Source organism: [Actinomadura] parvosata subsp. kistnae, assembly GCF_900323885.1.
Lineage (GTDB): Bacteria > Actinomycetota > Actinomycetes > Streptosporangiales > Streptosporangiaceae > Nonomuraea > Nonomuraea composti.
In genome coordinates, this window is sequence record NZ_OOHJ01000018.1 from 531004 (window position 1) to 543185 (window position 12182).

Here is a 12182-nt window from a genome sequence, read left to right on the forward strand (position 1 = left end):
CGCCGCGCTGAGGTGCCGGGACGTGGAGCGCCATGGTTGCCACTCGGTCAGCGTCGCAGGCGTCATCCTCGACGCCCATGGCAGGGTTCGGTGCATCATCGCCTCTCGGGGCGGATCGGCCGGTGCGATGGGCGGCGTCCGCTATCCGCCGTTCTCGACCCGCCGTTGTGATTGGGCTGAGCGCGTAGTCGAGCCCCGGGGTGGTGGGGTGGCGATACGGTCTAGAGGTGAGCACGACGATGTTCGACACCGCGATCACTCAGGCCCGCGACCTGCTCCGATGGCGTTCCCCGCTGCGCACGGAGCTCTGGGCCGCCCGCCTCACGGGCGAGCTGGAGGCGTCGGAGCAGGAAGATGTGCCCGGACGGGTGGCGGCGTTCCTGCGGCGGCTGGCGAAGGACGGGAGCCCGGAGGCGCGTCTCACCCTTGCCGCCCTGGCGATCGTGAACGGTCCTGCCGAGCCGGAAGATCGTGAGGAGCGGCCCTACACGATGGCCGGGGAGGGTGTGGCGGTCAGCCTGCCCGGGTGGGTGGCGCGGATGGGGCGCGTGACCTGCGACGGCGGCTGGTACGGGAAGGGCGATCCCTACGGGGAGCAGGTGCTGGCGGCCCTGTCCTTCCGGTACGACAACGGCAAGGAGCCGCACGTCCTTGTCGTGGGCATCGATCAGCCCAGCGGCGGGCTGGCCGTGGACGCGGTGGTCGAAGAGGCGAAGTTCCTTGATGAGCTGGAGCTGCGGCCTACGCCGCCGGAGAGCGTGGCGGCGCGGATCCTGGATGCGTTCGAGCTGACCGACCGGGTCTTGGGGGCGCAGGTGGCTGACACGTTGCCGGGTGTGCGGCCGTTCGCGATCGCCCGTGCTCGGTCCTTGCTCACCCGTACGCACGACGCCTCGCCGGGGCACGCCGACGGTGGCGTGCCGGGACGCGCGAGAGACACCGCGTCGGAGATCACCCTGCACGGGCTGCCTGATGTGCCCGGTGCACGGGAGGCGTTCGGGAAGCTGGTCGAGTTCGTGGGCGACCGGCCGTTGTGGTGGAGCCCGGCTCGGGTGTCGCAGTTCCTGACGCGGTGGCTGCCCAGGGAGGCGATCCTCAGCGAGGAGGCCATTACTGCGATGCCGGAGGTGGTGCGGGCCTGGAGCCGGCAGCAGGGTGGGCAGCCGGAGGTGTTGCGGCGGGTCGATGAGGAGGCGCCGCGTCTGGCTGCGCTCATGGCCGATGAGTCGTTGGCGTCCCTTCAGAAGCGGCTGGCTCAGGCGGGCGATGCGCGGTCTGGGCGTGACTGAGGGCTGTTGTGTGCGGCGGAGGTGTCGCCTGACGTCCAAGGGCGGCCTTGTACGGTGCTCATGTGGAGATCGACCGGCTTGATCATCTCGTGCTGACCGTCTCCGATCTTGATGCGACGGTTGCCTTCTACACCCAGGTGCTGGGGATGGAGGCGGTGACGTTCGGCGAGGGGCGTCGGGCGCTCAGGTTCGGGCGCAGCAAGATCAATCTGCATGAGGCCGGGCACGAGTTCGAGCCCAAGGCGGCCCGGCCGGTGCCGGGGAGTGCCGATCTGTGCCTCATCGTCGCCGAGTCGATGGAGACAATCGTGGCCGAGTTGGGGGCGCACGGTGTCGAGATTGAAGAGGGGCCGGTGGGGCGTACCGGGGCGACTGGGGGGATTCTCAGCGTGTATGTCCGCGATCCGGATGGGAACCTCATCGAGCTCAGCACCTATGGGGATTGAGTCTTCCGATGGCCTTGGTTTCAAGGCCTCTGTTTGCAGCCGTTGGTAACCGGGCCACGGGTTCGCGAGTGCGCCGTCAGGCGTGGCGTTGCGCCGTCAGGCGCCTGGGCGAAGCGTCTGAGCTTCATCGCGCGTAAGCGCCCCCTCGCGAAGCCCTTTCCGGGTGGGCATTCGACGGGCAATCACCCCATCGGGCAACGGGTGGGCGAGAGCGCCGGAGGCGCGGGGGGTTGCGCCGTCAGGCGCCTGAGCAAAGCGTCTGAGCCCCATCGCGCGTAAGCGCCCCCCTGCGAAGCCCTTTCCGGGTGGGCATTCGACGGGCAACCACCCCATCGAGCCACGGGTGGGTGGCCGGAGGGGTAAGGCGAGGCGAGTGCAGGAGGTGGGGGTAGGGGGAGGCGGGCTTACGGTGGTTGGTCGTGGGGGCAGGCGTAGGCCGTTCTGGAGGCGAGTTGCCAGGTTTCGACCGGGGTGCCGCAGCGGCGGCAGTGCTCGCGTTTGTAGACCCAGCGCTCGTCCGGCGCCGACGGGTCGCTGACCACCTGCCCGGCGTCCCTCCCCAGGGCGAGGTACGTGGCCGCCGCCTCCCACAGCCGCAGTGCCGTGGACGCGTCCACGTTGCGCGTGCCGGGGTGGATGCCCACGAGGAACAGCAGTTCGGCTCGCCAGGCGTTCCCGATGCCGGCCCACACCCCCTGGTCGAGCACGCCGGCCCCCACCGGGCCGCGGAAGGAGGTCAGGCGTCGTACCGCCTCCGATGGGGAGGCGTCGTCGCGTAGCGGGTCGGGGCCGAGTGAGTCGCGCAGTGTTGCGACGGCCGGCGCGTCCATGGGCTCGCAGCGGATGGGGGCTATGAGGTCGTAGGCCGTGTTGTCGGTGGCCAGGCGCAGGCGGGTGCCGGGCCGGGGCGGGGTCGTGGGATCGTCGTGGTGCAGGTAGATGCCGCGCATGCCCAGGTGCACGTGGATGGCGGGCAGGCCGTTCTCGAAGTGGTACAGGAGGTGCTTGCCGAGCGCCTCCACCTCCGTCAGCGTCCGCCCGTCGTACGGTCCCGCCTCGAAGCGGCCTTGCGGGCTGGAGGCGCGGACGGTCCGGCCGGACAGGGCGGTGTGCTGCTCGCGGGCGTGCCGGTGGATGAGGTGACCTTCGGGCATGCCAAAGGGTCTACCCGCGCCCGGCCCCGCCGCGCCGAAGGCCACCCCGCCATGACAAGGCCACCCCGCCATGACAGGGCTATCCCGCGAGCTGCGCCGCCGCGCCCCAGGGCTACCCCACGAGCCAGGCCGCCGCGCTAGAGGGCTATCCCACCAGCTGGGCCGCCCCACCGAAGGGCTATCCCGCGAGCTGGGCCGCCGCGCTGGCGAGGAGCAGGTCGAGGGCTGTCGGGTAGGCGCTGTCGTTCATCCGGGCCACCAGCAGCGGTGCCGTGGCCGCGATGTTGGGGTGGGTGCTGGCGGGCAGCCGGGCGTACGTGTCACGCCACACCTCCTCGTCGGCCTCCCGGGCCGCCTTGGGTAGGGCGAGGGTGGCGGCGTCGAGGATGGCGAAGGCGAGGCTCTGGTCGATGAACGCGTGGTAGATGCGCACGGCGTCGGCGTCGGGGAAGCCGGCTCCGCGCAGGATGCCGAGGATGGTCTCGTCGCTGGCGACCTCGTTGGGTCGGCCGGTGACGCGGCTGGCGGTGAGGACGGCGGCCTGCGGGTGGGCGAGGTAGGCGTTGTGGATGCGCAGGCCGAGCTCGCGGAGGTCGGCCTGCCAGTCGCCGCTGGGTGAGAAGGAGGCCATGGCGCGGCCGAACAGTTCGTCGGCGATGGCGAGGATGAGGTCGTCCATGCCGCGGAAGTACCGGTAGACGGTGCTGGCGTCGGCGCCGAGGGCGAGGCCGAGGCGGCGGGCGGTGAGGCCGGCGGGGCCGTGCTCGCGCAGCATGCGCAGCGCGGTCTCGACGATGTGGGCGTGGGTGAGCACCTGTCCCTGTTTGGTGGGACGCCGCCGCCGGCGGGCCGCTTCCGGCACGACGCGTTTGGCCATGGAACGCCTCCCTTATGCCAACGCCATTGACGTTGTTGAGCATACGAGCGTTTGATGTACGACACACCCCCAAAAAAGCCATAAAAGGGGATCTATCGTCATGCGTATCCTTCTCGTTGGAGCAGGCGGTGTGGGAACCGCCATCACCCGGATCGCCGCCCGCCGACATTTCTTCGACCACATGGTGGTCGCCGACTACGACCTCCCCCGCGCCAAGGCCGCCGTCGCCGCGCTCGGTGACGAGGCCGCCCGGTTCACCCCCGTCCGGATCGACGCCGCCGACACCGCCGCCGTCACCGCGCTGCTGGCCGAGCACCGCTGCGACGTCCTGCTCAACGCCACCGACCCCCGCTTCGTGCTGCCGCTGTTCGACGCCGCGCTGGCCGCCGGGGCCGACTATCTCGACATGGCCATGTCGATGTCGAAGCCGCACCCCGATCGCCCGTACGAGGAGGTGGGGGTGAAGCTGGGCGACGAGCAGTTCGCCCGCGCGCCCGAGTGGGCCGCCAAGGGCCGGCTGGCGCTGGTCGGCATGGGCGTCGAGCCCGGCCTGGCCGACGTCTTCGCCCGCTACGCCGCCGACGAGCTCTTCGACGAGATCGAGGAGATCGGCATCAGGGACGGCGCGAACCTCACTGTCGACGGCTACGACTTCGCCCCCTCCTTCTCCATCTGGACCACGATCGAGGAGTGCCTCAACCCGCCGCTGATCTACGAGCAGGGCCGTGGCTGGTACACGACGGAGCCGTTCAGCGAGCCAGAGATCTTCGACTTCCCCGACGGCATCGGCCCCGTGGAGTGCGTGAACGTCGAGCACGAGGAGGTCGTGCTGGTGCCGCGGTGGATCCCGGCGCAGCGGGTGACGTTCAAGTACGGGCTCGGCGAGGAGTTCATCGGCACCCTCAAGACGCTGCACGCGCTGGGCGTGGACCGGACGGAGCCGGTCGCGGTCAGGACCGACCAGGGCACCGCCAAGGTGTCGCCCCGGGACGTGGTCGCCGCCGTGCTGCCCGACCCGGCCGAGCTGGGCGCGCGCATGCACGGCAAGACCTGCGCGGGCACCTGGGTCAAGGGCGTCAAGGACGGCCGGCCCCGCGAGGTGTACCTCTACCACGTGGTGGACAACCAGTGGTCGATGCGCGAGTACGGCTCGCAGGCGGTCGTCTGGCAGACCGCGGTCAACCCGGTGATCGCCCTGGAGCTGCTGGCCGGCGGCGTGTGGCGGGGCACGGGCGTGCTGGGGCCGGAGGCGTTCGAGCCGCGCCCGTTCCTGGACCTGCTGGTCGAGTACGGCTCACCGTGGGGCCTGCGGGAGCAGTGAGGGGGGCCGGGAGCCGCCACCCGATCCGGACATTGGATCATTGAGGTGCCGCAACCCGTACATCGGAGGAACCTCTTGAGCATCGCCGACGACCCCGACCGCGCACCGGCCCGCTCCCACCTGTACGCCATGGGCATGTCGGAGGAGGAGATGCGCCGCCCCGTGGTCGGCATCGCCTCCACCTGGACCGGCACCATGCCGTGCAACCTGACCCACCGCGAGCTGGCCGCCGAGGTGGCCGCGGGGGTGCGGGCGGCCGGCGGGCTGCCCATGGAGTTCAACACCATCGCCGTCTCCGACAACCTCACCATGCACACCCCGGGCATGCGGGCCTCGCTGATCAGCCGGGAGGTCATCGCCGACTCGATCGAGCTGATGGGCCGCGCCCACCAGTTCGACGCGCTGGTGGCGATCGTCGGCTGCGACAAGACCGTCCCGGCCGCGATCATGGCGCTGGCCCGGCTGGACGTGCCGTCCGTGGTCCTCTACAGCGGCAGCATGATGCCGGGCCGCTGGCGCGGGCGCGACGTGACGATCCAGGACATGTGGGAGGCGCTCGGGGAGCGCGAGGTGGGCCGCATGGACCAGGCCGACCTCGACGACCTGGCCAGGCACGCCTGCCCGGGCGCCGGCACCTGCGCCGCCCAGTACACCGCCAACACCATGGGCACGGTCGCCGAGTTCCTGGGCCTGGCGCCGTTCGGCATCGGTGACATCCCGGCGGTGGCCGGGGAGAAGAACGCCGCGGCCCGGCGCGTCGGGGAGATCGCCATGCGGGCGCTGGCCGCCGATGCGCGCCCGTCGCGGGTGCTCACCGAGGACGCGCTGCACAACGCGATCGTGTCGGTGGCGGCCATGGGCGGCTCCACGAACGCCGTGCTGCACCTGCTGGCCATCGCCCGCGAGGCCGGGCTGCCGCTGGAGATCGACCGGATCGGCGAGGTCTGCCGGGAGGTCCCGATCATCACCGGGCTCAAGCCGAGCGGCGGCGACGCCACCGCGCTCGACCTGTGGAAGGCGGGCGGCACCTCGCTGGTGGTGCGCCGCCTGCTGGAGGCGGGGCTGCTGCGGGAGAGCGTCACGCTGGTGGACGGGCGCTCGCTGGCGGACGTCGCCGCGCAGGCCCAGGAGACGCCGGGGCAGAAGGTGGTGGGGAGCGCGGACGAGCCGTTCAAGCGGCGCGGCGCGCTGGCCATCCTGCGCGGCTCGCTCGCCCCTGACGGGTGCGTGCTCAAGCTGGGCGGCAAGGACGACTTCCGCCACGAGGGCCCGGCCAAGGTGTTCGACTCCGAGGCCGACTGCTACGTCGCCATCCAGGAGGGGCGGATCGTGGCCGGGGACGTCATCGTGGTCCGGTACGAGGGCCCGGCGGGCGGCCCCGGCATGCGCGAGATGCTCTCCATCACCGGCCCGCTGGTCGGGCGGGGCCTCGGGACGTCCGTGGCGCTGGTCACCGACGGCCGCTTCAGCGGCGTCTCGCACGGGCTGGTGATCGGGCACGTGGCGCCGGAGGCGTACCACGGCGGGCCGATCGCGCTGGTGCGCGACGGCGACACGGTGGTGATCGACAGCGCGGCCGGGACGCTCGACCTGCTGGTGCCCGAGGCCGAGCTGGCCGAGCGGCGGGCCGCGTGGGTGCGGCCCGAGCGGGAGGTCGAGCGCGGCGTCCTGACCAAGTACGTGGCCACGGTCGGCTCCGCCTCCGACGGAGCGGTCACCGCCTGAGGATCGAGCAGCGGGCGGGGGCGGCTATGCTGCGCATTGACGTTTGCCCCCGCCCCCTGACTTTGAGGAGACTTGCGCGATGTACAAGGAGTTCGCCGGCGAGGTCGTGATGTGGCTCGTCCCGGTCGTGGTGCTGATCGGAGTCGCGCTCCTCGTCACCGCGTGAGCCGGAGGGGCCGGTCCGCCCGGCCCCTTCAGCCGTCGTCAGCGGTAGTACCGGTAGTACACGGAGGTCTTGGCGTAGGTGCGGAAGTTGCCGTACCCGTCGACGTAGTCGTTCCACGCCTCCGACAGCCTGGCGGTCCGCACGGTGCAGGACGCGTAGCGCACCTTGCGCGCGCCGATGCGGCCCACGTTGTCGTAGCACGAGCCGACCTTGCGGCCGTTCACCTTGAGGGTGACGTTGAGCTTGACGTTGAAGAGGTTCTTGCGGGAGATGTTCTGGATCCGCACCTTGACGCGGCAGGTGTCCTCGCAGTGGCCCCAGGAGGACTTCGTCCTGATGAGCTGAGCGCTGGTCGTCGCGGCTTCGGCCGGCGCGGACATGAGCGTGGTGGCAGCGGCGGCCACTAATGCCGTGGCGGCAAGGCGCTTGAACATTTCGCCCCCATAGTCGAGACAGACAACTGTCGCTCCCCCCTGTGGCAGCGACACGTACGTGTCCGACTACTACCAGGCATCCCGCTCGTCCGGGTTCGCCGGGCTTGATCCGATACGAAACGGTTATCCCTTTATATCGGGCTTATCTACCCGCAACCTGGCCAGGTCAGGACGCCCACGCCAGCAACGGCTTGCCCTGCCTGAGCCGTCTCAACGCCTGCTTCTCCAGCTGTCTGATGCGCTCCCTTGTGAGGCCGAGATGTTGGGCGATCTCCGTATAGGTCCGGACCTCCTCCCCCGTCAGCCCGTACCTGAGCCTGATCACGAACGCCTCCCGCGGCGGCAGCGTCGTGACCACCTCGCGCAGCTCCGCGCTGAGCGCGCGAAGCTCGGTCAGCTCCTGCACCTGCAGCCCGTCCTCGTCGGCGATCATGTCCCCGATCCGGCCCTCGCCGTGCTCGCCCACCGGGACGTCGAGGCTGACCATGTCCTGGCCCAGCCGGCGTAACGCCGCCACCTGCGCGGCCGACCGCTCCGCCGCGCTCGCCAGCTCCGCGTCCGTCGGCTCCCTGCCCAGCTCGGCGGCGAGCTGCCGCTCCACCCTGATCAGCCGCGACAGCTCCTCCGCCACATGGATCGGCAGCCGCACGGTACGGCTCTTGTCGTGGATCCCGCGCTCGATGGCCTGGCGGATCCACCACATCCCATACGTGGAGAACTTGTATCCCCGCGTGTAGTCGAACTTCTCCACCGCCCTGATCAGCCCGAGGTTGCCCTCCTGGATGATGTCGAGCAGCGGCAGCCCCCGGTAGGAGTACCGCCGGGCGGCGGACACCACGAGCCGGAGGTTGGACCTGATCAGCAGGTCCTTGGCGCGCTTGCCATCGAGCGCGACGAGTTCGAGTTCTGGCGTGCCCTCACCACGCTCGATCAGATGGCCCGCGTACAGGCCTGCCTCGATCCGCCGGGCGAGCTCCACTTCGTCCGCGGCGGAGAGCAAGGGGGTTTTTCCGATCTGTTCGAGGTACGTACCGAGCAGATCGGGCTCTTCGGCCGACATGCCCCGGCAACTACCCGGTAAACGGCGGCGAATTCCCCTCTTCGTTGAGTTCGGCGATGGCCAGCTCCGCCGTACTGCGGATATCGAAGAACTTGTCAAGCGCGGTGATCGCGAACAGATGCTTGCACCGGCCGTTGAGCCCCGACAGCAGCAGCCGCCCGCCCGAGGCGGTGACCGCCTTGTGCAGATAGACCAGCACCGAAAGACCCGAGGAGTCGCAGACGCTGACGGCCTGCATGTCGATGACGAGCATCGGAGGCTGCGTGAGATCGAGCGCCTTGGTCACACGGTCACGCACCTCGGCCGCGGAGCCGAAGTCGAAATCTCCCGTCAGCCGCGCGATGACGCAGGGTCCCTGGAGTCCGAGGCTGATCGACAAGGCCTGCTCCGAAGTCACCCAGCTCCACCTACCCGCGTCGCTCTCCCGATCCACTTACTTTACGAGAAGTAGCGCTTCGGGTTGAACACCAGCATCTGCTCAATCTGGTCATCGGTCACACCCGCGTCGAGCAGGGCGGGCAAGACGTCATCGTGAATGTGATCGTAGCGCCAGTTCGGCGCCAGCGTACGGCGGGCCTCGTCCCAGGCCCCGCCGAAATAGTCCATGAAGCAGGCCGTGTCGTGGCTGAGCACCATGCGATCGGCGTATCCCCGCTGGCAGAGGGCCGCGATCGTGGCGACGCGCTGCGGCGTCGGGTTGTAGACGTCCAGACCGAATCGGTCCATTCCCAGGATTGCGCCCGTGTCGGCCAGCCGCATGAGGTAGTCGAGGTCGTTGCTGTCGCCGGCGTGCCCGACCACGACCTTCTCCAGGTTCACGCCCTCCTTCGCGAACAGGTCGAGCGCGATCAGGCCGCTCTGCGTGAACGCGTTCGTGTGCACCGTGATCGGCGCTCCCGTCCGCACGTGCGCCTGCGCCACCGCCCGGCAGATGCGCTCGACGCCCGGCGTCAGCCCCTTCGCCTCGACCACGCACTTGAGGAAGGCCGCCTTCACGCCGGTGTCGGCGATGCCCACCGTCAGGTCCCGGACGAAGTCGTCGATCATCGGGTCGGGGCAGTCGATGAACAGGCCGGGGCCGCGGTGCTCGTACTGGTGGGGCAGCTCCTCGAAGGAGTAGATGCCGGTAGCGACGACGACGTGCAGGCCGGGGACCTGCTCGGCGACCCGCTGCACCCGGGGGATGTAGCGGCCGAGGCCCCACACGGTCGGGTCCACGATCGTGCGCACGCCCTTCGCCGCCGCCGCGTTCAGCTTGGCGATCGCGTCCGCCACCCGGAACTCCTCGTCCCACCAGGCGCCCTTGCCGTAGTTGTCGAGGTGCTCCGTGGCCACCACGAAGACGTGTTCGTGCATCAGCGTCTGCCCGAGCTCGTCGACGTCCACAGGGCCGCGCAGGGTTTCGACGGTGGGCATGCACGCCTCCATACCGGCTGGTCGGTGTGGGCGCCAACCTAGGCCGTTCGACGACCTCCGTCAACAGTCACACGCGCTGGGTCACCGGTGCCGTACCGCGTAGATCGCCAGACCGACGGCGAACACCGCCAGGCCCGCCACCACCGACGCCAACGGCAGCGTGGCCGCCAGCAGCAGGCACAGCGCCAGCCCCAGCACCGGGACGGCGCGGGGCGGCGCGCCCTCGTCGCGGCGGAGCGTGAACGCGCAGGCGTTGGCGATCGCGTAGTAGACGAGCACGCCGAACGAGGAGAACCCGATCGCCTCCCGCAGATCCGCCACCACCAGCAGCACGACCACCGCGACGCCGACCGCCAGCTCCGCCCGCCTCGGCACCTGCCGGACCGGGCCCACGGCGGCCAGCACGCCCGGCAGGTCCCGCTCGCGCGCCATCGCCAGCACCGTGCGCGAGACGCCCAGCAGCAGCGCCAGCAGCGCGCCCAGCGCCGCCACCGCCGCCCCGGCCCGCACCACCGGCGCCAGCCACCCGGCCCCCGCCTCCCTGACCAGATCGGCCAGCGGCGCGCCGGACCTGGCCAGCAGCTCCGGATGGAGCGTCCGCAGCGCCGCCACGGCGACCAGCGCGTAGACGACCAGCGTGACCGCCAGCGCGATCCCGACCGCCCTGGGGATCGTGCGGGCGGGATCGCGCACCTCCTCGCCGAGAGTGGCGATCCGCGCGTAACCGGCGAACGCGAAGAACAGCAGCCCGCCGCCCTGCATCACCCCCCACACGTCAAAGGGGTACGAGCCGGGCGCGCGACCCGTGCCGGGCGCGTAGGCGAACCAGCCGAACGTCACCGAGTCGTCGCCCGTCAGCCCCACCACGATCACCACGACGAGCACCGCCAGCACGAACGCCACGATGATCCGGGCCACCCCCGCCGAGCGCTGCACCCCGAACAGGTTCAGCACCGTCAGCACCGCCACCGCAACGATCGCCAGCGGCCGTTCGAGGCCGGGCAGGGCGTAGGAGCCGAACGTCAGGGCCATGGCCGCGCACGAGGCCGTCTTGCCCACCGTGAAACCCCAGCCCGCCAGGTAACCCCACAAGGGGCCGAGGCGGCGGCGGCCGTAGACGTAGGTGCCGCCCGACTCCGGATAGAGGGCGGCCAGGCGGGCCGAGGACGTGGCGTTGCAGTAGGCCACGACGGCGGCCAGCGCCAGCGAGACCAGCAACCAGGGGCCGGCGGCCGCGGCGGCGGGCGCGAAGGCGGCGAACACACCCGCGCCGATCATCGCGCTCAGCCCGACGACGACCGCATCGGCCGTGCCCAGCCTCCTCGCCAGCTCCTCCGGCACCGGGCCACCCCCTTCCCGCACGTCTCGTCGGCAGGCACCCACTCTGCCGCATCCCACCGACAACCCGCACCAACGCCCACATGAACGCCGCAGGGCACCCGCGAGATGCGCAAGGATCGGCCGCCTCCCGCGCTTCTTGCCGGGGGCGGGCGCCTCCCCTGTGCGGGGCTGGCGCCTGGAGGGTGCGAGCGGGGCGGGCGCCTGGTGTGTGCCGGGGATGGCGCCGGACGGGCACGGGCAGCAGGCGCCCCGAGCGCCCCCGCGGAGCAGGCGGGTGCCGTGTGCGCGGGTGGAGGAGCGGGGGCGAGGCGCCTGCGCCTGTCGTGCGCAAGGGCTCGCCCTTGGAGCGTGCGCGCGGAGCAGGCGCCTGCCGTGTGCGGCGCCCGGAGCGGCTGTGAGGGGCGGGCGCCTGAACGTATGGGCGGAGGGGTCAGCCGCCCTTGCCGTTGGGGCCCGGTACCACCAGGACCGGGCGGTGGGCGTGGTGGAGCACGCGGTCGGACGTGCTGCCCAGCAGGAGCGACCGGACCCCGCCCAACCCCCTGGTGCCGGTCACGATGAGCTCGGCGTCCAGTTCGTCGGCGACGTCCACGATGGTCGACCAGACGGCCACGGCGTCCACGTCGCAGCGCGGGGTGGCGTCCAGTCCGGCGTCGCGGGCCAGGTCGGCGCCGCGTGCGGCCAGCTCGCTCATCGCCTGCCCGATGGCCTCGTCCTCCACCCCCGACTGGTCGACGGCCACCATGAGACCGGCGGAGGCCCTGGCGGAGGTCATCGCCAGCCGCTCCCACACCGTCAGGACGACCGCGTGCCGGCCGGGGAACAGCTTGCCGGCGAAGGCGATGGCGGCCTTGGAGTCGTCGGATCCGTCATAAGCAATCAAAATCGTCATCTCAGCCACTCCTGAATGCGAGGTCGGGGTCCTCTTCTTTCCAGAGCGGCGGGATTCAAGC

13 protein-coding genes are annotated in these 12182 nt (G+C 71.0%); 5 read left to right on the forward strand and 8 right to left on the reverse strand.

All coding sequences use genetic code 11. The annotated features are described in order from the left end of the window. Positions 1 to 227 precede the first annotated feature (227 nt). Positions 228 to 1289, forward strand: a complete 1062-nt coding sequence (locus KIS93_RS22520) for a hypothetical protein (protein WP_155129245.1) — start codon at positions 228 to 230, stop codon at positions 1287 to 1289. Between the two features lie 62 nt (positions 1290 to 1351). Beyond that, positions 1352 to 1735 (forward strand): VOC family protein, encoded by a 384-nt coding sequence (locus tag KIS93_RS22525; RefSeq protein ID WP_080045790.1) that lies wholly within the window; start codon positions 1352 to 1354, stop codon positions 1733 to 1735. A gap of 404 nt (positions 1736 to 2139) precedes the next feature. Here the strand turns inward: KIS93_RS22525 and KIS93_RS22530 are convergent, their stop codons facing one another. Both KIS93_RS22530 and KIS93_RS22535 read right to left on the reverse strand, forming a co-directional pair. Then, complete coding sequence (locus KIS93_RS22530; protein WP_080045789.1) at positions 2140 to 2889, reverse strand: Fpg/Nei family DNA glycosylase; 750 nt, start codon at positions 2887 to 2889, stop codon at positions 2140 to 2142. 178 nt (positions 2890 to 3067) lie between these two features. Continuing rightward, positions 3068 to 3766, reverse strand: coding sequence for a TetR/AcrR family transcriptional regulator (locus tag KIS93_RS22535; protein ID WP_080045788.1), 699 nt, complete (start codon positions 3764 to 3766; stop codon positions 3068 to 3070). A gap of 100 nt (positions 3767 to 3866) precedes the next feature. Here KIS93_RS22535 and KIS93_RS22540 point away from each other — a divergent pair, with 100 nt between their 5' ends. The 3 genes from KIS93_RS22540 (at position 3867) to KIS93_RS67585 (ending at position 6978) form a co-directional block, all read left to right on the forward strand. Continuing rightward, positions 3867 to 5087, forward strand: a complete 1221-nt coding sequence (locus tag KIS93_RS22540) for a saccharopine dehydrogenase family protein (RefSeq protein ID WP_080045787.1) — start codon at positions 3867 to 3869, stop codon at positions 5085 to 5087. A gap of 75 nt (positions 5088 to 5162) precedes the next feature. Further along, on the forward strand, positions 5163 to 6812 hold the full coding sequence (gene ilvD, locus KIS93_RS22545) for a dihydroxy-acid dehydratase (protein ID WP_080045786.1): 1650 nt from the start codon (positions 5163 to 5165) through the stop codon (positions 6810 to 6812). A 43-nt stretch (positions 6813 to 6855) separates the two neighbouring features. Next, positions 6856 to 6978 (forward strand): hypothetical protein, encoded by a 123-nt coding sequence (locus KIS93_RS67585; RefSeq protein WP_268966921.1) that lies wholly within the window; start codon positions 6856 to 6858, stop codon positions 6976 to 6978. Positions 6979 to 7016: 38 nt separating this feature from the next. On the opposite strand, the gene KIS93_RS22550 is transcribed toward KIS93_RS67585, so the two are convergent. The 6 genes from KIS93_RS22550 to KIS93_RS22575 all read right to left on the reverse strand — a co-directional run bounded on the left by KIS93_RS22550 (position 7017) and on the right by KIS93_RS22575 (position 12121). Then, positions 7017 to 7412, reverse strand: a complete 396-nt coding sequence (locus KIS93_RS22550) for a hypothetical protein (RefSeq protein WP_155129242.1) — start codon at positions 7410 to 7412, stop codon at positions 7017 to 7019. Positions 7413 to 7578: 166 nt separating this feature from the next. Next, positions 7579 to 8472 (reverse strand): sigma-70 family RNA polymerase sigma factor, encoded by an 894-nt coding sequence (locus tag KIS93_RS22555; protein WP_080045784.1) that lies wholly within the window; start codon positions 8470 to 8472, stop codon positions 7579 to 7581. Positions 8473 to 8482: 10 nt separating this feature from the next. Further along, the gene (locus KIS93_RS22560; RefSeq protein WP_168010020.1) at positions 8483 to 8869 is read right to left on the reverse strand and encodes an STAS domain-containing protein; all 387 of its coding nucleotides are present in this window, start codon (positions 8867 to 8869) and stop codon (positions 8483 to 8485) included. 41 nt (positions 8870 to 8910) lie between these two features. Beyond that, positions 8911 to 9888 carry a phosphotriesterase family protein gene (locus tag KIS93_RS22565; protein ID WP_080047569.1) on the reverse strand — a complete coding sequence of 326 codons (978 nt, stop codon included), beginning with the start codon at positions 9886 to 9888 and terminating at the stop codon, positions 8911 to 8913. An 81-nt stretch (positions 9889 to 9969) separates the two neighbouring features. Further along, the gene (locus tag KIS93_RS22570; protein WP_268966920.1) at positions 9970 to 11229 is read right to left on the reverse strand and encodes an APC family permease; all 1260 of its coding nucleotides are present in this window, start codon (positions 11227 to 11229) and stop codon (positions 9970 to 9972) included. Positions 11230 to 11659: 430 nt separating this feature from the next. Continuing rightward, positions 11660 to 12121, reverse strand: coding sequence for a universal stress protein (locus KIS93_RS22575; RefSeq protein WP_080045782.1), 462 nt, complete (start codon positions 12119 to 12121; stop codon positions 11660 to 11662). Between the last annotated feature and the right edge of the window lie 61 nt (positions 12122 to 12182).

What these genes read in the sequence shown, in the direction of transcription:
- KIS93_RS22575 (WP_080045782.1), bottom strand. Translation starts at nt 12,121, where the DNA reads ATGACGATTTTGATTGCTTATGACGGATCCGACGACTCCAAGGCCGCC.
- KIS93_RS22565 (WP_080047569.1), bottom strand. Translation starts at nt 9,888, where the DNA reads ATGCCCACCGTCGAAACCCTGCGCGGCCCTGTGGACGTCGACGAGCTC.
- KIS93_RS22555 (WP_080045784.1), bottom strand. Translation starts at nt 8,472, where the DNA reads ATGTCGGCCGAAGAGCCCGATCTGCTCGGTACGTACCTCGAACAGATC.
- KIS93_RS22535 (WP_080045788.1), bottom strand. Translation starts at nt 3,766, where the DNA reads ATGGCCAAACGCGTCGTGCCGGAAGCGGCCCGCCGGCGGCGGCGTCCC.
- KIS93_RS22550 (WP_155129242.1), bottom strand. Translation starts at nt 7,412, where the DNA reads ATGTTCAAGCGCCTTGCCGCCACGGCATTAGTGGCCGCCGCTGCCACC.
- KIS93_RS22530 (WP_080045789.1), bottom strand. Translation starts at nt 2,889, where the DNA reads ATGCCCGAAGGTCACCTCATCCACCGGCACGCCCGCGAGCAGCACACC.
- KIS93_RS22540 (WP_080045787.1), top strand. Translation starts at nt 3,867, where the DNA reads ATGCGTATCCTTCTCGTTGGAGCAGGCGGTGTGGGAACCGCCATCACC.